The organism is Micromonospora sp. URMC 106 (genome assembly GCF_051386395.1).
Classification (GTDB): Bacteria; Actinomycetota; Actinomycetes; order Mycobacteriales; family Micromonosporaceae; genus Micromonospora.
Genome location: NZ_JBPQTP010000086.1, coordinates 1 through 18,266 on the forward strand (window position 1 = coordinate 1; position 18,266 = coordinate 18,266).

Annotated in this window: 17 protein-coding genes; 13 read left to right on the forward strand and 4 right to left on the reverse strand. The window is 75.6% G+C overall.

Annotated features, from left to right (window positions below):
• Nucleotides 1–92: 92 nt before the first annotated feature.
• The gene (locus ACSNOB_RS23260) at nucleotides 93–1,325 is read left to right on the forward strand and encodes a BTAD domain-containing putative transcriptional regulator (RefSeq protein WP_436688565.1); all 1,233 of its coding nucleotides are present in this window, start codon (nucleotides 93–95) and stop codon (nucleotides 1,323–1,325) included.
• Between the two features lie 88 nt (nucleotides 1,326–1,413).
• Here the strand turns inward: ACSNOB_RS23260 and ACSNOB_RS23265 are convergent, their stop codons facing one another.
• Nucleotides 1,414–2,289 (reverse strand): LysR family transcriptional regulator, encoded by an 876-nt coding sequence (locus tag ACSNOB_RS23265; RefSeq protein ID WP_436688566.1) that lies wholly within the window; start codon nucleotides 2,287–2,289, stop codon nucleotides 1,414–1,416.
• 118 nt (nucleotides 2,290–2,407) lie between these two features.
• Here ACSNOB_RS23265 and ACSNOB_RS23270 point away from each other — a divergent pair, with 118 nt between their 5' ends.
• The 7 genes from ACSNOB_RS23270 (at nucleotide 2,408) to ACSNOB_RS23300 (ending at nucleotide 9,924) form a co-directional block, all read left to right on the forward strand.
• Nucleotides 2,408–3,613 carry an MFS transporter gene (locus ACSNOB_RS23270; protein WP_436688567.1) on the forward strand — a complete coding sequence of 402 codons (1,206 nt, stop codon included), beginning with the start codon at nucleotides 2,408–2,410 and terminating at the stop codon, nucleotides 3,611–3,613.
• Nucleotides 3,614–3,791: 178 nt separating this feature from the next.
• Nucleotides 3,792–4,724, forward strand: coding sequence for an STM4015 family protein (locus tag ACSNOB_RS23275; protein ID WP_436688568.1), 933 nt, complete (start codon nucleotides 3,792–3,794; stop codon nucleotides 4,722–4,724).
• Nucleotides 4,725–4,730: 6 nt separating this feature from the next.
• Entirely contained in the window at nucleotides 4,731–5,678 is a 948-nt protein-coding gene (locus ACSNOB_RS23280) for an STM4015 family protein (RefSeq protein ID WP_436688569.1), read from the forward strand.
• A 1-nt stretch (nucleotide 5,679) separates the two neighbouring features.
• Nucleotides 5,680–6,831 (forward strand): STM4014 family protein, encoded by a 1,152-nt coding sequence (locus ACSNOB_RS23285; RefSeq protein WP_436688570.1) that lies wholly within the window; start codon nucleotides 5,680–5,682, stop codon nucleotides 6,829–6,831.
• Nucleotides 6,819–7,622 carry an STM4013/SEN3800 family hydrolase gene (locus tag ACSNOB_RS23290; RefSeq protein WP_436688571.1) on the forward strand — a complete coding sequence of 268 codons (804 nt, stop codon included), beginning with the start codon at nucleotides 6,819–6,821 and terminating at the stop codon, nucleotides 7,620–7,622. The genes ACSNOB_RS23285 and ACSNOB_RS23290 overlap by 13 nt, the downstream gene beginning before the upstream one ends.
• Complete coding sequence (locus tag ACSNOB_RS23295) at nucleotides 7,619–8,941, forward strand: STM4012 family radical SAM protein (protein ID WP_436688572.1); 1,323 nt, start codon at nucleotides 7,619–7,621, stop codon at nucleotides 8,939–8,941. The genes ACSNOB_RS23290 and ACSNOB_RS23295 overlap by 4 nt, the downstream gene beginning before the upstream one ends.
• A complete protein-coding gene (locus ACSNOB_RS23300; RefSeq protein WP_436688573.1) occupies nucleotides 8,938–9,924 on the forward strand; it encodes an STM4011 family radical SAM protein in 987 nt (328 codons plus the stop codon). Before ACSNOB_RS23295 ends, ACSNOB_RS23300 begins: the two co-directional genes overlap by 4 nt.
• Before the next feature lie 91 nt (nucleotides 9,925–10,015).
• Here the strand turns inward: ACSNOB_RS23300 and ACSNOB_RS23305 are convergent, their stop codons facing one another.
• On the reverse strand, nucleotides 10,016–11,605 hold the full coding sequence (locus ACSNOB_RS23305) for an MDR family MFS transporter (RefSeq protein WP_436688574.1): 1,590 nt from the start codon (nucleotides 11,603–11,605) through the stop codon (nucleotides 10,016–10,018).
• 69 nt (nucleotides 11,606–11,674) lie between these two features.
• Entirely contained in the window at nucleotides 11,675–12,295 is a 621-nt protein-coding gene (locus tag ACSNOB_RS23310) for a TetR family transcriptional regulator (protein ID WP_436688575.1), read from the reverse strand.
• A 214-nt stretch (nucleotides 12,296–12,509) separates the two neighbouring features.
• Between ACSNOB_RS23310 and ACSNOB_RS23315 the strand changes: the two genes are divergently transcribed.
• Entirely contained in the window at nucleotides 12,510–13,445 is a 936-nt protein-coding gene (locus ACSNOB_RS23315) for a hypothetical protein (RefSeq protein ID WP_436688576.1), read from the forward strand.
• A 203-nt stretch (nucleotides 13,446–13,648) separates the two neighbouring features.
• On the opposite strand, the gene ACSNOB_RS23320 is transcribed toward ACSNOB_RS23315, so the two are convergent.
• Nucleotides 13,649–14,221, reverse strand: a complete 573-nt coding sequence (locus ACSNOB_RS23320; RefSeq protein WP_436688577.1) for a dTDP-4-dehydrorhamnose 3,5-epimerase family protein — start codon at nucleotides 14,219–14,221, stop codon at nucleotides 13,649–13,651.
• 167 nt (nucleotides 14,222–14,388) lie between these two features.
• On the opposite strand from ACSNOB_RS23320, the gene rfbD reads away from it, so the two are divergent.
• From rfbD to ACSNOB_RS23340, 4 genes are all read left to right on the forward strand, one after another.
• The gene (gene rfbD / locus ACSNOB_RS23325; protein ID WP_436688578.1) at nucleotides 14,389–15,318 is read left to right on the forward strand and encodes a dTDP-4-dehydrorhamnose reductase; all 930 of its coding nucleotides are present in this window, start codon (nucleotides 14,389–14,391) and stop codon (nucleotides 15,316–15,318) included.
• Nucleotides 15,315–16,343, forward strand: a complete 1,029-nt coding sequence (gene rfbB / locus ACSNOB_RS23330) for a dTDP-glucose 4,6-dehydratase (RefSeq protein WP_436688579.1) — start codon at nucleotides 15,315–15,317, stop codon at nucleotides 16,341–16,343. Before rfbD ends, rfbB begins: the two co-directional genes overlap by 4 nt.
• 39 nt (nucleotides 16,344–16,382) lie before the next feature.
• Entirely contained in the window at nucleotides 16,383–16,667 is a 285-nt protein-coding gene (locus ACSNOB_RS23335) for a hypothetical protein (RefSeq protein WP_436688580.1), read from the forward strand.
• Nucleotides 16,668–16,994: 327 nt separating this feature from the next.
• A complete protein-coding gene (locus ACSNOB_RS23340) occupies nucleotides 16,995–18,173 on the forward strand; it encodes an aminotransferase class V-fold PLP-dependent enzyme (protein WP_436688581.1) in 1,179 nt (392 codons plus the stop codon).
• The last annotated feature ends 93 nt before the right edge of the window (nucleotides 18,174–18,266 follow it).

Consider the following 18,266-nt stretch of genomic DNA (forward strand, 5'->3'; position numbering starts at 1 on the left):
CCCCCCCCCCCCCCCCCCCCCCCCCCCCCCCGGACCGCCGCGCCGTCCACCGTGGACGTCGGCTAGATTGCGGACGTCTTCGGGGAGGCCGCGTGCCACGTAACGCCATCGACCTGCGCCTGCTCGGGCCCGTCACCGCGACCAGCGGCACGACCGACATCCCGCTGGGGGCGCCGCAGCAGCGCACGGTCCTGGCCGCGCTGCTGATGGAGCCCGGTCGGGTGGTGCCGGTCGACGACCTGATCGACGCCGTCTGGGGCGAGCGCCCGCCGGCCGCCGCCCGCAAGGCCGTCCAGGTGTACGTCTCGCGGCTGCGCCACGCGCTGCCCACCCTCGACCTGCACGGGCGGCCACCGGGTTACCGGCTCGACGTCGCGCCGGACCGGGTGGACGTGCACCGCTTCCGCGCGCTGGTGCGGGCGGCCGACGCGGCCACCGGCGAGGACGCCCGGGGGCTGCTGCGCCGGGCGCTGGCACAGTGGCGCGGCACCGCACCGCTCGCGGGCCTGGGCGACGCCCCGCTGGCCCGGGTCCTCGCGCCGGTACTCGTGGAGGAGCGGCTGACCGCGCTCCAGCGACGGGTCACCCTCGACCTCGAGGCCGGCCGGCACCGCGAGGTGGTCAGCGAACTGGTCGCGCTGACCACCGCGCACCCGTACCGGGAGTCGGTGCACGGCCTGCTGATGCGGGCGCTGCACGGCGCCGGCCGGTCCGCCGAGGCGCTGGCCGCCTACCGGGCGCTGGAACAGCGGCTGGCACGGGAGCTCGGGGCGCGACCCGGTGCGGAGCTGCGCCGCCTGCACGGCCGGATCCGCCAGGGAGACGCCGCGACGCCGCCGTCGCAGGCGGGCGTCCCGCACGCCGCCGGCCCGTACGGTGCCGAGGTGGAACGCATCGACGACCCCGCGCTGGTGGCCGAGCGGCTCTGGTCCGTGGCCCGCGACGCGCGGGAGGTGCTCGCGGTGCACCCCGACCGGCGGGCGCACCCCGAGGACCTGCCCCGCTTCCTGCGCCGGCTGGGTCGCGGCGGCACCGTGTGGCGCACGATCGTGCACCAGCGCTGCCTGTCCCGGCCGGACCAGGTGCGCTACTCCGCCCGGCTGCACCGCGCCGGGGACCGGCACCGGGTCACCGAGCACCCGGTGCAGCGGATGGTGCTGGTGGACCGGCGGATCGCCTTCGTCGCCAGCACACCGGGCGACGGGCGCCGCGGCGGCGCGCTCGTGATCCGCAACGCGGGCGTCGTGGCCACCCTCGCCGACCTCTTCGAGCACACCTGGGCCAACACCGTCGACATCGAGCCGGCCGGGGGCGACCCGACCTGACCGGCCGGTTCCGGGGCGGGGGGCCACAGCCGGACCTGACGCCGTACCCGTCTTCCGGCGCCCGCCCGGCGGCTCCGGGCGGCCATGCTCACGTGGCGGGCAACGCGGCGGCGAAGTCCCGCGCGTCCGGACCCGGCGACCGGACGACCAGACCGAGCGCCGACTCCGGCAACCCGGTGACCGGCACGAAGGCGACGTCCGGGCGGACCTGGAACCCGGCGGTGCGCCGGCACACCAGCATCCCGCCCCGGCCCGCCGCGACGAGGGCGATGCCCTCCTGGAGGGTGCTCACCGCCGGCCCGGGCGGGATCGGCCGGCCGTCGGGCGTGACGACGGGCGCCTGTGCCGTCCGCCAGTACTCCGGCGCGGGCGCGGCCGGACCGACCAACGGCAGCTGCACCAGCTGCTCGGCGTCCACGGCGGGGCGCGCGGCGAACGGGTGCCGCACGGAGACGGCGACGGTCTGCTGCTGCCGCGAGAAGACCCGCCGCAGCACCAGGCCCGGTTCCCGCACCGGCAGCAACACGATCGCCGCGTCCACCTCGGCGCGGTGCAGCGCGCCGAACGGGTCACTCAGCGGCAGCTCGGTCAGGTCCACCCGCCGGCCCGGCGCCTGGTACGCGTTGACGGCGGCGGCGATGCCCGCGTCCACGTGCCCCTGGAACCCGAGGCGCAGCACGTCGCGGACGCCCCGGGCCGCCTCCCGGGTCTCCGCCACCGCCTGCCGCAGGGCCGCGTACGCGGGCCGCACCCCGGCGAGCAGCTGCTCGCCCAGCGGGGTGAGGGCGACCCGGCGACTGGTGCGGTCGACGAGCCGGCCGCCGACCCGCCGTTCCAGGACGGCGAGGAGCTGACTGACCCGGCTCTGCGAGACCCGCAGCCGCTCACCGGTGCGTCCGAAGTGCAGCTCCTCGGCGAGCACCAGGAAGCACTCCAGCTCGCGTAGCTCCGGTCCGCCGGTCATGCCGTTCCCCTCCCCCGTCGTGCCGGGACCCGCGCGCGCCCGATCGATGAGCCACGCTCATCGTCCGACGAACACTTCGTCGTTGTTCCGTGCGGCCAGCCGGACCAGGCTGGACAGCATGACCAAGATCAACGATGTGGCGTCGGCCACCGCGGCCCGGTGGACCGGGGTCGGCGCGGTGGCCGGCGCCGTGTTCGCCGTGGTGACCACCGAGATGCTGCCGGTCGGGCTGCTCACGGCGATCAGCGCCAGCCTGGGCAGCAGCGCCGGTACCGTCGGACTGACCATGACGGTACCCGGCCTGGTCGCGGCGGCCGTGGCGCCACTGGTGCCGCTGGTGGCCGGTGCACTGGACCGCCGGCGGTTGCTGGTCGCGCTCGGCGCGGCGCTCGCCGCCGCCAACGTCGCCTCGGCCATGGTCACCGACATCGTGCCCCTGGTGGCGCTCCGCCTCCTGGTGGGCGTGTGCATCGGCGGCATCTGGTCGGTGGCCGGCGGGCTCGCCGTCCGCCTGGTGCCGGCCCGCTCGGTCGGCACCGCCACGTCGATCATCTTCAGCGGCGTCGCCGTCGCGTCGGTGCTGGGCGTACCGTCCGGGGCGCTGCTCGGCGAACTCGTCGGCTGGCGGGCCGCGTTCCTGGCCGCGGGCGGGCTGTCGCTGGCGGTGACGGGTCTGCTGGCCGCCACGCTGCCGCCGATGCCGGTCCGGGAACCGGCACGCCTGCGGGCGATGCGCGAACTGCTCGGTGACCGGCTGGTGCGCACCGGGCTGATCGCCGTCGCGGCCGTGGTCGTCGGGCACTTCGCCGCCTACACGTACGTCCGGCCGGTGCTGGAGCGGCTCGGCGGCGTCGAGGCGGGACTCGTCGGCGCGCTGTTGCTCACGTACGGCCTGGCCGGGGTGGCCGGCACCTTCGTCGGTGGCGCGTTCGCCGCCCGCACCCCGCACCGCACGCTGGTGGCCGTCGCGGCGGCACTCGGCACGGTCGTGCTCGCGGTGCCGCCGCTCGTGGCGGCGGGGCTGCCCGGCGCCGTGACGGCCATGCTGGCCTGGGGAGTTGCCTACGGCGGCGTCTCCGTCACCTGCCAGAACTGGCTGCTGCGGGCGGCACCGGGGGCCGGGGAGCCGGTGACCGCGCTCTTCGTGGCCGCGTTCAACCTGGCGATCGCCGGCGGGGCGCTGTTCGGCGGCAGGGTCGTCGACGCGGCCGGCCCGAGCGCCGCGACGACGGTCGGCGGTGGCCTGGTGCTGACCGGGCTGGCCGTCCTGGTGTTCGGAGCCGGTTCCCGCCGTACGGGGCGTCTCGACCGCCCGGCGTCCTGACCCGGCTGCGGGCCATACCGGCGACGGGCGGTCGGCCGGTCCGGTCCACGGCGGACCGGACCGGCCGAGCGGTCCACCGTGGACCGGCCCGCGGTGGGCCGGCAACCGTCGCTGATCATCTTGTCGGGCGCACCTGTTACGGTCTCGCCGCCGCTGCACCAGTCGACCGGAGGTAGGCGTGATCAGTTCGCACGTGTCGTCGTTCGCCGGGCTGCCGGTGTTGCCGTTCACACCGGGCATGCCCCTTCCCGACGACCCCTCGGCGGTGGCCTGGCGGCTGGAGGTCGAGGACTTCGACGCCGAGCCCGAGGAGTTCGACGGCCTCGTGCGGGCGCTGCGCGAGCAGGTGCCGGCCGACGCGGTGCGCGCCCTGGTGATCGGCGAGTGGGGCGAGGCGTACGAGCGACCACTGCCGGTGGAGGCGCTGGTGGCGGCGGCCGGGGAGTGGACCGGGCTGCGGGCGCTCTTCCTCGCCGACCTGACCTTCGAACAGTGCGAGATCTCCTGGCTCCGGCACGGCGACATCACCCCGCTGCTCGCGGCGTACCCGTCGCTGGAGGTGCTGTGGGTGCGCGGTGCGCAGGACCTGCGGCTCGATCCGGTCCGGCACGCCGGGCTGCGCGAGCTGCGGTTCGAGTCCGGCGGGCTGCCCGCCGGGGTGGTGCGGGCCGTCGGCGCGTGCGAGCTGCCGGCCCTGCGCCGGCTGGACCTGTGGCTCGGCAGGTCCGACTACGGCGGCGACGCGACCGTCGACGACCTGGCCGGCGTGCTGGCCGGCGCCGGCCTGCCCGCGCTGCGGCACCTGGCGCCGTGCAACGCCGAGATCGCCGACGCCGTGGCGAGGGCGGTCGCGACCGCGCCGGTCGTCCCCCGGCTGGAGGTCCTCGACCTGTCGATGGGCACGCTCACCGACGAGGGCGCGGCGGCGCTGCTGGCCGGGCAGCCGCTGACCCACCTGGCACGGCTGGACCTGCACCACCACTTCCTCAGCGAGGAGACGGCCGCGGCGGTGGTCGCCGCGCTGCCGGGCGTCGAGGTCGACCTGTCCGACCGGCAGGCCCCCGACGAGTACAACGGCAAGGTGTACCGCTTCACCGCGGTCGGAGAGTGAACGGCGGTGACCTTCGTCTCGCACGCGCGCGACTTCGCCGGCCGGCCCGTGGTGGACGTCCCCGCCGAGGGCCCGCTGCCCAGCGTGGACGCTCCGGTCTCCTGGCGGTTCGACGTCTGGCACTACGACGGCACCGACGACGAGGGCCTCTCCGAGGAGTTCCGGGAGGCGTTCGACCAGTTCGTCGCACAGGCCGGGCCGTCCGTGGAGTCCCTGGTCGTCGGTTCCTGGGGCTACGCCGCGTTCCACCCCGCCCCGATCGCGCAGCTCTGCGCGGCGGCGCCCCGGCTGCCCGCCCTGCGTGCCCTGTTCCTCGGTGACATCACCAGCGAGGAGTGCGAGGTCTCCTGGATGAAGGTGGGCGACGTCAGCCCGCTGCTGGAGGCGTACCCGGCGCTGGAGGTGCTGCGGGTGCGCGGCGGCGAGGACTTCGGGTTCTCGCCGGTGCGGCACGCGCGGCTGCGGGAGCTGGTGGTGGAGAGCGGCGGGCTGTCCCGGGCGTTCGTCGCCGCGGTGCTCGACTCCGACCTGCCCGCGCTGACCGACCTGGAGCTGTGGCTCGGCACCCCCGACTACGGCGGCGACGCCGACGTGGCCGAGCTGGCCCCGCTGCTGGCCGGGGAGCGGTTCCCCGCGCTGCGCCGGCTCGGGCTGCGCAACGCGGAGATCGCCGACGATCTCGCCGAGGCGCTGTCGGCGGCGCCGGTGGTCCGTCGGCTGGAGCGGCTGGACCTGTCGCTGGGCACGCTCGGCGACCGGGGCGCGGCGGCCCTGCTGGCCGGGCAGCCGCTGGGCCACCTGGCGGAGCTGGACCTGCACCACCACTACCTGTCGGTGGAGATGGCCGAGGCGGCGGTCGCCGCGCTGCCGGGCGTCCGCGTCGACCTGTCCGACCCGCGCGAGCCGGACGAGGACGACGGCGAGTACTACCGCTACACGGCGGTGTCGGAGTGACATGCGGCTGACCGTCGTCGGCAACCCCGACAACCGTCGGGTCGGCCTGTTCACCCGGGCGGTGCTGGCCGCCGGCCTGCCCCCGCCCGCGGTGCTGCCCTGGGTCGACGTGCTGACCGGGGCGGCCCCGCCGGCGCCGGGCGCGCTGGTGCGGGTCGACTCGCCCGGCGAGGACCCGGAGGTGGACCGGCTGCTGCGCCGGGCCGCCGTACCGGCGCGACCCGGCGAGCTGGTCGGTCTGGCCGACGCGTACGCCGGTCTGGTGGCGGGCCTGGGCCGGGTCGCCGCCGGTGGCGCGGAGCTGCTCAACGACCCGGATGACGTCGCGGTGATGTGCGACAAGCGGCGCTGCCACGCGCGGCTGTCCGCCGCCGGGGTGCCGGTGCCGGCCGCGCTGCCCCCGGTGCACGGCTGGGCGCAGCTCCGGGCGGCCATGGCGACGCGCGGATGGGGCCGGGTGTTCGTCAAGCCCGCGCACGGCTCGTCCGCCGCCGGGGTGATCGCGCTGGCCGTCGCCGGGCGCCGGGTGCAGGCGGTCACCACGATCGAGGTGGCCCCCGACGGGCTGTTCAACTCGCTGCGGCCGCGCCGCTGCGCGGACGAGGCCGAGGTCGCCGCGCTCGTCGACCGGATCGCGCCCGAGGGTCTGCACGTGGAGCGGTGGCTGCCCAAGGCGGGGCTCGGCGACCGGGTGGTCGACCTGCGGGTGGTGGCGGTCGCCGGGCGGCCCACCCACGCCGTGGTGCGCGCCGCCCGGGGGCCGCTGACCAACCTGCACCTGGGCAACGCGCGCGGCGACCTCGCCGCGCTGCGGGCCGCCGCCGGGCCGGCGGCGTGGGCGGCGGCGATGGGGACCTGCGAGCGGGTCGCCGCGTGCTTCCCCCGCACGCTCCAGGTGGGGATAGATCTGATGTTCCTGGTCGGCTGGCGGCGCCACGCGGTGGCCGAGGTCAACGCGTTCGGCGACCTGCTGCCCGGGGTGCTGGCCGGCGGCCGGGACACCTACGCCGAGCAGGTGCGCGCCCTGACCGACGGCCGATGGGAGCGCTGGCGGGCGGCGGGCGGTCCGGAGCCCTCGCGCGGCGGCGCGACGGGACGGGAGCCGGCGCGCGGTGCCGCGGCGGGGCGGGAGGTGCTGCCGTGCGGAGCCTGATCGGCAGCCACGACCTGCTCCTGCTCACCCTCGACACGCTCCGCTACGACGTCGCCGCCGACCTGGCGGAGCGGGGGCGCACGCCGCACCTGGCCCGGGCGTTGCCCGGTGGCCGGTGGGAGCGGCGGCACTCCCCCGCCAGCTTCACCTACGCCGCGCACCACGCGTTCTTCGCCGGCTTCCTGCCGACCCCGGTCACGCCGGGCCGGCACGAGCGGCTGTACGCGGCGGCGTTCCCCGGCAGCGAGACCGCGGGCAGAGACACCTGGGTCTTCGACGCCCCGGACCTGCCGACCGCCCTCGCCGACGTCGGCTACCACACGCTCTGCCTCGGCGGCGTCGGGTTCTTCAACCGGCGCAGCCCGCTCGGCGCGGTGCTGCCCGGCCTGTTCGCCGAGGCGCACTGGGAGCCGGAGTTCGGGGTGACCTCCCCCACCTGCCTGGACGCGCAGCTCGACCGGCTCGCCGAGGTGCTGCCGCGGGTGCCGGCGCGGCAGCCGCTGTTCACGTTCCTCAACGTCGCGGCCCTGCACCAGCCCAACCGGCACCACCTGCCCGGCGCGCAGGCCGACGACCTGGCCAGCCACGCCGCCGCCCTGGAGTACGTCGACGGCCGCATCGACCGGCTGTTCGCCCTGCTCACCGGGCGAGGGCGGCCGGTGTTCGCGATCGTCTGCGCCGACCACGGCACCGCCTACGGCGAGGACGGCCACACCGGCCACCGCATCGGCCACGACGTGGTGTGGACCGTCCCGTACGCCCACTTCACCCTGCACCCGGGAGAATGGTGACCAGCACCGACACGGGCCTCGACGGCTCGCCGTACCAGCAGTACCTGTACGCGTACCCGCACAAGACCTCCTACCGCCCGCTGCGGCCGCGCCCCGCCCTGGCGGACGTGTGGCGGGCCGAGGCGCGCGACGCCCTCTTCCTCTACGTCCACGTGCCGTTCTGCGAGATGCGCTGCGGGTTCTGCAACCTGTTCACCCGCGCCAACGCGCCCGCCGAGCAGGTCACCGGCTACCTGCGGCAGCTGCGCCGGCAGGCCGAACGGGTCGCCGACGCGCTCGGCGCCGACGCCGGGTACGCCCGCGCGGCGTTCGGCGGCGGCACCCCCACCTACCTGACGGCCGACGAGCTGACCGAGCTGTTCGACATCGCCACCGCGATGGGGGCCCGGCTGCCCGGCGTACCGCTGTCGGTGGAGACCTCGCCCGCCACCGCGACGCCGGAGCGGCTCGCGGTGCTCGCCGCGCACGGCGCCACCCGGGTGAGCATCGGCGTGCAGAGCTTCCTCGACGCCGAGGCCCGCGCCGCCGGCCGGCCGCAGCGCCGCGCCGAGGTGGAGGCCGCCCTGGCGGCGATCCGCGAGGCCCGGATCCCGGTGCTCAACATCGACCTGATCTACGGCATCGACGGGCAGACCGCCGACACCTGGCGGCAGAGCCTCGACGCGGCCCTGGCGTGGCGGCCGGAGGAGCTGTACCTCTACCCGCTGTACGTGCGGCCGCTGACCGGGCTCGGGCGGCGGGCGCACGGCCGCGCCGACTGGGACGCCCAGCGGCTGGAGCTCTACCGGCAGGCGGTGGCGACGCTGGGCGCGGCCGGCTACCGGCAGGAGTCGATGCGGCAGTTCCGCCGGGCCGACGTGCCGGCCCCGGACGGGCCGGACTACTGCTGCCAGGACGACGGCATGGTCGGGCTGGGCTGCGGCGCCCGCTCCTACACCACGAGCCTGCACTACTCGTTCGACTACGCGGTCGGCGTGAGCGAGGTGCGGGCGGTGCTCGACGACTATCTGGCCCGCCCCGCCGACGACTTCCGGCACGCCGAGTTCGGGTTCACCCTCGACGGCGCCGAGCAGCGCCGCCGGTGGCTGCTCAAGTCGCTGCTGCGCGCCGACGGCGTCAACGCGGCGGCGTACCGGGCCCGGTTCGGCCGCCCGCCCGCCGACGACTTCCCGGAGCTGGGCCGGCTGGTCGAGCGGGGCTGGGCCACCGACGGCGGCCTGCGGCTGACCCCGGCCGGGCTGGCCCGCTCCGACGCGGTCGGCCCGTGGCTGACCTCGGCCCGCGTCCGCGACGCCATGACCGGGTACGTGCCGCGGTGAATCTGGCGATCCTCTACCGGGGGCCACTGGCGAGCTGCAACTACGACTGCCCGTACTGCCCGTTCGCCAAGCGGCACGATCCGCCGGAGCTGCTGCGCGCCGACCGGGCGGCCCTGGACCGGTTCGCCGGCTGGGTGGCGGGCACCACCGACGTGCGGCTCTCGGTGCTGTTCACCCCGTGGGGCGAGGGGCTGACCCGCCGCTGGTACCGGGAGGCGATGGTGTCGCTGTCGCACCTGCCGCACGTCGACCGGGTCGTCATCCAGACCAACCTCGCCGCCCGGGTGGACTGGCTGGCCGACGCCGACCCCCGCGCCGCCGCCCTGTGGACGACCTACCACCCCGGCCAGGTCGACCGGGACCGCTTCCTGCGCCGCTGCGCCCGGCTGTCGGAGCTGGGCATCCGCTACTCGGTGGGGGTGGTCGGCCTGCCGGAGCACCTGGACGAGGCGCGGGCGCTGCGCGCCGCCCTGCCGGCCGAGGTCTACCTGTGGGTGAACGCCGCCGAGGGCCGGCGCTACGACGCCGCCGAGGAGGCGACCTGGACGGAGCTGGACCCGCTCTTCGGCTACAGCGTCCGCCCGCACGTGTCGCTCGACCGGCCCTGCCACGCGGGCGAGACGGCCGTCTCGGTGCTCGGGGACGGCACCGTGCGCCGCTGCCACTTCATCGCCGAACCGATCGGCAACCTCTACGACGGCTCGTGGCGGTCGGCCCTGCGCCCCCGCCCGTGCGGCAACGCGGTCTGTGACTGCCACATCGGGTACGTGCACCTGAAGCCGCTCGGGCTGCGGGACGTGTTCGCCGGCGGGGTGCTGGAACGCATCCCGGCGGCCTGGCCGGCGCCACGCCTGCCGGCTGCCGGCGCCCGGCCGGCGACTGTCCCCCGACCGGCGACTGTGTCCCCGCCGGTGGCCGGCACCGTGCCGGTGGCCGGTACCGCGCCGGTGCCGCTCGCCCCGCCGCGTCTGCGCCGCCCCTGAGCGACACGCCCGCACCGATCGTTCGGTCCACCGGGCGCGAGCGAAGGGGCGGCGCGGCCCGATGCCGGGCCGCCCCTTCGGGCCGCAAGACTCAGTGGGCGCCGGGTGCGGCGGCAGCGGCCTCCTGGGCGCGCCGCTCGTCGCCGCTGAGGGTGTGCAGCGGCTTCTCCCGGATGAACAGCACCACCACCAGGGCGAGCACCGCGAAGGGGGTGGCCACCAGGAACAGCTCGCCGGTGGCGGTCCCGTACACGTCCTGGACGATCTTCAGCACCGGCTCGGGAAGGGCGGACAGGTCGGGCACCTCGGTGGAGCCCTCCCCGCCCGTGGCACCGCCGCCCAACGGACCGAGCTTCTCCGCGCTCAGTGTGGCGACCCGGTTCGCCAGCACCGCGCCGAGCGCGCTGACGCCGATCGTGCCGCCCATGCTGCGGAAGAAGGTCAGCACGGAGGTGGCCGCGCCCAGCTCGTGCGCCGGCACGTCGTTCTGCGCCGCGAGCACGAGGTTCTGCATGAGCATGCCGACGCCGATGCCGAGCACCGCCATGTAGACGCTGAGCAGCACGATGCTGGTCCCGGTGTCGATGGTGGCCAGCAGCAGCATGCCGGCGACCATCACGACGGCGCCGGCCACCAGGTAACGCTTCCAGCGGCCGTACTTGGTGATCATCTGGCCGGCCACCGTCGACGAGACCAGCAGGCCGAGGATCATCGGCAGGCTCATCAGCCCCGCCACCGTCGGCGACTTGCCCAGCGAGAGCTGGAAGTACTGGGACAGGAACACGGTGCCGCCGAACATCGCCACGCCGACCAGGATGCTGGCGACGGTGGTCAGCGAGACCGTCCGGTTGCGGAAGATCTCCAGCGGCACGATCGGCTCCTCCGCGCGGGACTCCACCCAGACGGCCAGCGCCAGCAGGACGAGACCGCCACCGACCATCAGCGCCGTCCATCCGGACGCCCAGGCGAACTTGTTGCCGGCCAGCGACGACCAGACCAGCACGGTGGAGACCCCGGAGGTGATGAGCAGTGCGCCGAGCCAGTCGATCTTCACCTTGCGGCGGGTCACCGGCAGGTGCAGGGTGCGCTGGAGCAGGACGATGGAGAGCAGGGTGAACGGGACGCCGATCAGGAAGCACCAGCGCCAGCCGAGCCAGGAGGTGTCCACCAGCACGCCGCCGATCAGCGGGCCGGCGATGGTGCCGACGCCGAACACGGCGCCGAAGATGCCGGCGTAGCGGCCCAGCTCGCGGGGCGGGATCATGGCCGCCATCACGATGGTGGCCAGGGCGGTCATGCCGCCCGCGCCGATCCCCTGCACGGCCCGGCTGACCAGCAGCACCTCGACGTTCGGGGTGAGCCCGGCGATCAGCGAGCCGACCACGAAGAGGCCGAGGGAGAGCTGGATCAGCAGCTTCTTGCTGTAGAGGTCGGCCATCTTGCCCCACAGCGGCACGGTCGCCGTCATGGCCAGCAGCTCGGTGGTGACGATCCAGGTGTAGACCGTCTGGGTGCCGTTCAGGTCGGCGATGATGCGCGGCAGCGCGTTCGCCACGACCGTGGAGGCGAGGATCGACACGAACATGCCGACCATCAGGCCGGAGAGCGCCTGGAGCACCTCTCGGCGGGACATGCGGCCGGCGCCGACCTCGGGGGTCTTGGCGGGCACGGTGGCGGTCATTGACGCTTCCTCACGGGTGCGGGTTCACGGGCCTTCCGGGGACCGTTCCCCGGGAGGAGGCTTGCAGGGTCAGGACGGGCCGGGTTGCGGCAGGCCCGCGGCGAGCGCGGCGAACGCCTCGTCGGTGAGGTCGGCCAGTTCCGGTCCGTCGGGTTGGGTGGCCCAGCGGGTCATCGCCGTGCGCCAGGCCGCGCCGGCGACGGCGGCGACCAGCGCCGGGTAGCCGTGGCCGGGGTCCACCCCGACCCGCGCCGCGACGACCTCGACGACGGCCCGCTCGGCTTCGGCGTTGCCGGCGACCAGACGGGGCAGCAGCGCGGGGTTGCGCGTCACCACCTCCAGCCGCAGGCGCCACAGCTCGCGCTCGGTGCGCACCTCGTCGATCAGCTCGTCGAGCGCGGTCCGCAGCGCGGTCAGCACCGGCACCTCCGGCGGCACGGCCGCCAGGCGCGCCACCAGCCGCGCCGCGTCGCCCGTGTGGTCGCCGACCAGCGCGTCGTCCTTGCAGGCGAAGTAGTTGAAGAAGGTACGCGGGGAGACCTCGGCCGCCTCGCTGATCTCCTCGACCGTCACCTGGGCCAGACCGCGCTCGGCCACCAGGCGGAGCGCCGCCTCGGTCAGCGCGGCCCGGGTGCGGCGCTTCCTGCGGTCGCGCCGTCCGGGTACGGGCTCGGTTCCGGCGGTGGGCACGCGCGAACGCTACAAGCGATCTTGCAGTGTCTGCAAGAAATTATCGGTGAAGTGACGCGGACCATCGGCCGACCGACGACAGGCCGGGCCCGGCCCGCCCGGGGGGCTCCGGACGCCGCGACGCCGGACGCCACCGGCCGCCCCGCCCGGAGGCCCGCGGGCATCGGGCAACCTGCGAGAACACCGGCCTGCGGCCGGTCACCAAAATCCAGTCATGACTGTCACTGAGCAAGGAGCCGCAGCCGTCGCCCCGCGGGCGACGCCGGCCGGACGGGGACGGATCGTGCTGCTCGCCACGGCCGCCGGTGTGCTGCTGTCGGTGCTGTGGTCGTACGAACTCGTCGACCACGTCATCGGCGACTCGGTGGCCAACGCGCTGCTCGGCCACGACGCCAAGGCGACCGCGATCGGCGGCACCCTGGCCGGTCTCGTCTTCGCCTTCGTGTCCGGGCTGGCCGGCACGTTCACCGCCTGCAACATCGCCATGGCGGCGTCCATCGGCCCGATGAGCCAGGCCGGAGCGGGCTCGGCGACGAAGACCGGGCTGCGCAGCCTGGTGCGGCCGGTGGCCTGGCTCACGGCCGGCATGGTCGCCGTCGCGGCGGTCTACGGCTTCGTCGGCGTGCTGGTCGGCGAGGGGCTGCCCCAGTTGTCCACCGCGACCGTCGGCGGCCTCCCGGTACGCCTGGTCCAGTCCATGGTCGTCTTCGGGGTGATCGGGCTGGCCTTCGTCTACCTGGGCCTGGCGGCGCTCGGGGTGCTGCGGGACCCGTTCGCGAACCGACCGGCGGCCCGGGTGGTGGTGCTCGGCGCCCTCGTCGGCGGCTTCCTGATCGGCCGGCCGTACCCGCTGTTCAACAAGCTCTTCCACTGGGCGGTGGAGACCGGCAACCCGCTCTACGGGGCCGGCGCCTTCGTCCTCCAGTCCCTCGGCAACATCGCCGTCGTCACGGCGCTGTTCGCGCTGATCGTGGTGCTCACGCGCGGCCGGTTCGTGCGCTGGCTGGCGGCGAGCCCGCCACGGACCGCCGCGCTGACCGGCGGGATGCTGATCGCGCTGGGTGTCTTCATGGTCGTCTACTGGGACGTCCGGCTACCGGCGATGTTCGACTACGGATGGTTCCCGACCATGCCGTACAACAGCAGGTGAGCGATGCCGCGCGGGCCGGCCGGCGCCGGGCCCGCGGTGGCGGCCGGTCGCCGCGTTCACGCCGCCACCCGGACCACGGTGCCGCCGGCCGGAGCCGGCGGCACCGCTGTCGGCGCCTGCGCGCCGGCCCGACCTCGACCGGGACCGGTCGCCGGCGCGGCGCCCCCGTCCGGCGGGCGACGCCCGGGCGGCGCGGCGCCCCGCTACCCGCGCGGCACGTAGGCCGGCAGCACCCCGGCGGCCAGCGCCTGCGCCACGGTCTGGGCGGTGGCGTCGCGGGTCGACAGCCGCCTCGGCCCGGTCGGCCAGGCGATGCCGAGCTCCGGGTCGAGGGGGTTGACGGTGCGTTCGGCCGCCGGATCGTACGGCGACGAGCACAGGTACACGACGGTGGCCGGTTCGGTCAGCGCGCAGAACGCGTGGCCGAGCCCGGCGTCGAGGTGGACGGCCCGACGGTCGACGTCGTCCAGCCGCACCGCCTCCCACCGGCCGAAGGTCGGCGAGCCCACCCGCAGGTCCACCACGACGTCGAGCACGGCACCGGAGACGCAGGTGATGTACTTGTCCTGGCCGGGTGGCACGTCCACCAGGTGGATGCCGCGGATCACCCCCCGCCCCGAGACGGAGACGTTGGACTGCGCCACGGTGAACGGCCGTCCGACCGCCTCGGTGAAGCGGCCCGCCTGGTACCACTCCAGGAACATGCCCCGGTCGTCGTGGTGCTGCTCCGGGGTGACCAGCCACGAACCCTCGATCGTCAACGCCCGGATGTCCACCGCTGTCCTCCTCACCCGTCGCGGAACCCGGCGGCCGACCACGGTCGGCCGTCGGGCCAGCGAATCGGAAAACCGACGCGGCGTCCACCGGCCACGCCGGACCATGCTCCGTCCATTGTGGACGACGAGGCCGCGACGGCGGGGGCGATGACGCACCGGAGGCGGCGATGAGCGTACCGACGCCACGACTGCTCGTGACCGGCGCGGGCGGGCTGCTGGGCCGCGAGTTGTGCGAGGTCCTCGCCGGCGCCGGCGGCCGGCACACCACCCTCGACCGGGCCGCTCTGGACATCACCGACGCCGCCGCCGTCGGGCACGCGGTGCCCGGCCACGACGTCGTCATCAACGCCGCCGCCTGGACCGATGTCGACGGGGCCGAGTCGGACGAGGCCGGCGCCACGGCGGTGAACGGCGCCGGCCCCGCCAACCTGGCCCGGGCGTGCGCGCGCCACGGGGCGTTCCTGATCCACCTGTCCAGCGACTACGTCTTCTCGGGCGAGACCGGGGTGCCCTGGCCGGAGGACGCCGCGCCGGCACCGCTGAACGCGTACGGTCGCAGCAAGCTCGCCGGCGAGCGGGCCGTGCGCGGCCTGCTACCCGGCCGGGGCTACGTCGTCCGCACCGGCTGGCTGTACGGCCGCCACGGCCCCAACTTCGTCCGGGCCGTGCTGCGCCGGGCCGCCGAGACGGAGTTCGTCGACGTCGTCGACGACCAGCACGGCCAGCCCACCTGGGCGCGCGCCCTCGCCGGTCGGCTGGTCACGCTGGCCGGGCTGGCCGCCGCGGGGCGGGCCCCGGCGGGGATCTACCACGGCACCGCGGCCGGCCGGACCACCTGGTACGGCTTCGCCCGGGCGGTCTTCGCGCTGCACGGTCTCGACCCGGGCCGCGTCCGCCCGACGGACAGCCGCGCACTCGCCGCCCGGCCGGCCCGACGGCCACGGGTCTCCGTCCTCGGGCACGACGGGTGGGCGCGCGCCGGCCTCGGCCCGCTGCCGCCGTGGCGGCGGATGATCGAGGCGGCCGTGGCCGAGGAGCGGGGTGCGGCCACAGCCGCCGCCAGCAGCGCAGACCGCACGCGACGGAGGTCGGCATGAACGCGACGAGGATCCTCGTCACCGGCGGCGCCGGCTTCATCGGCTCGCACTACGTCCGGACCCTGCTGCGGCCCGCCGGGCCGGGCGGCGTCCGGGTCACGGTGCTGGACAAGCTGACCTACGCGGGCAACCTCGCCAATCTCCGCCCGGTCGCCGGCCACCCCGCCTACCGTTTCGTCCGCGGCGACATCTGCGACGGCCACCTGGTGGACCGGCTGGTGGCGGAGCACGACCAGGTCGTGCACTTCGCCGCCGAGTCCCACGTCGACCGGTCCATCGCCGACGGCGGCGCCTTCGTCCGCACCAACACGCTCGGCACCTACACGCTGCTCGAGGCGGTCCGACGCCGGCACGGCGACCGCGCGGTCTTCGTGCACGTCTCCACCGACGAGGTCTACGGCTCCATCGAGCACGGCACGTGGCCGGAGACGGACCCGGTCCTGCCCAGCTCGCCGTACGCCGCCGCGAAGGCCGCCAGCGACCTGCTCGCCCTGGCCTTCGTCCGGACCCACGGGCTGGACGTGCGGGTGACGCGGTGCGCCAACAACTACGGCCCGCACCAGCACCCGGAGAAACTGGTGCCGCTGGCGATCACGAACCTGCTGGACGGCGGCGACGTCCCGCTCTACGGCGACGGGCTGCACGTGCGCGACTGGCTGCACGTCGACGACCACGTCCGGGCGCTGGAGCTGGTGCGGACGCGGGGGCGGGCCGGGGAGGTCTACAACATCGGCGGCGGCACCCAGCTGACCAACCGGGAGATGGCCGAGCGCCTGCTGGCGGCCTGCGGCGCCGGCCCCGACCGGATCCGGTACGTCGAGGACCGCAAGGGCCACGACCGGCGCTACGCGGTCGACTGGAGCAAGATCAGATGCGAACTCGGGTACGCGCCGCGCAGGGACCTCGTCGACGGGCTCGGCGAGACGGTCGCCTGGTACCGCGCGAACCGCACCTGGTGGGAGCCGCTCAAACGACGTCCGGTGTTGCGCAAGCTGGGAGACCGGCCGGAACGGGCCGCGGGTTAGCCTGACTGTCCTCGATCGACACCGGACGGGAGGTCCGCGATGGTGTCCGTCGCCTGTCACGGCGGGTTCCCGCCGGACGACGGGCGGGCCGCCGGAACCGGCGGGACCGCCGAGGTGCCCGAGGTCGACGCCCGGCACCTGTCCTGGTGGACCGGAGCCGACCCGGACGGCGGGGCGGGGTCGCGGCGTCGATTACCCGCCGGGCGGGCGCCGGCGGCCGGCGCGGACTTCTGGCGGTGGTGGGGCGACCCCTCAGCCGCCGACGCGGACGCCGGCCCGGCGGCGACCGACGTCGAATCGGGCGGCCCCGGGCTCATGCCGTAGCCGGACGGTCTCGCACCGGGTACGCGCGACACGGCGGGCCCCGGATCGCCACCCTCGGGCGAATTACACCACTGTCGTCATGGGCTACCCCGTACGACGTCGGATGTGATATTTTTCCCGAACTGAGAGGAGCCGCGCCCGCGGCCCGTCAGTAACCACTCTGGGATAGCACGCAGCTGCGACGAACGCGATGTCCACATGCGCCCATCGAGGAGACACCGTGCCGGTGCCCTGTCGGGACCGTGCTCTGCCTGGTTCCCCGCTGCCGACCGGCACCTCCGCGCGCGTTCGTACGACCGCCGCGGCGATCTGACCCAGCCCGTTGAGATGACCTTCGGCGAGCTGGGTGCGCTCCCCCTGACCGCCCTGGTCACGCGGCCCGTCACGGAGCAGTTCCCCGACCTGCGGCCGGGCGTCGCGCGCTTCGACGCCCCCGCCGGCACGCTGGTGCACCACGCGGTCCGCGACGTGCTGACCCGCTATCCCGCCCGTGCCGGGGAGTCCAGCGCCGACGTCGCCCACCCGCGCTCCCGCACGGTGCTCGACTGGGCGGCCGGCCGGTTCCGGGCGCTGATCGGGGCCCGGGGCGGCGTCGTGTCGTTCGGCGCCGACATGACGAGCCTGACCGAGGGGTTCGTCCGGTCCGTGGCGCCCGCCCTCCGCCCCGGCGACGAGGTGATGTGCACGGCTCTCGACCACGCCGCGAACGTGGACCCGTGGCGCGAGTCCGCCGTGCGACAGGGCGCCGTCGTCCGGGTCGCCGATCTGTCGCCGAGCGGCGAGCTGACCGTCGACGCGGTCACCGAGCAGCTCAGCCCCCGCACCCGGTGGATCGCGGTCACCGCCGGCTCCAACGTCCTCGGCAGCGCGCCGGACATCCCGGCGATCTGCGCGGCCGCGCGGTCCACCGGTGCCCGGATCTTCGTCGACGGGGTGCAGGCGCCGGCACACCGGTTCGTGGACGTCGCCGCGTGGGGCTGCGACGCCTTCGTCACGTCCGCTGACAAGTGGTACGGCCCCCGGTGCGGGGTGCTGTGGAACCGCGACGGGCGGCTCGGGTCGGCGGTCGTCCGGACCGCCGACCGGCCGGGCGCCGAGCACGGGCCGGGGATCGAGGTGGTGCTCGCCGCGGGAGTGGCGGCCGAGGTGCTGTTGAACTGGGATCGTCCCGCCGTGTTCCGGCACGGCGAGCGGCTCGCCAACCTGCTGGCCCGCGGCCTGCGGATGATCGACGGGGTGCGCGTCCTCGGCCGCCCGGACGGCAGGTCCCCGATACCGATCGTCTCCTTCCAGGTCGTCGGCCGCTCCGCCGCCGACGTGGCGGCGATCCTCGCCGAGGAGGGGATCGCCGTCGGGCACGGCACCTTCGGCGCGGAGGCAGCGCTGCGGGCCGTCTCGCCCGACGTGCCCGAGTCCCTGCGGGCGGGGGTGGCTCGCTACACCACCCGCGACGACGTGCGGGCGCTGCTCGGCGGCGTCGCGGCGATCGCGGCTCCCGGCGTCTGACCCCGCGGTCGTCGGGCGTCCGCGCCGGCCCGGTCCTCCTGCCGGCTCGGCGCCGGCGTGACCGCCGGCCGGGTGTCTCGCAGCTTGCGGAGT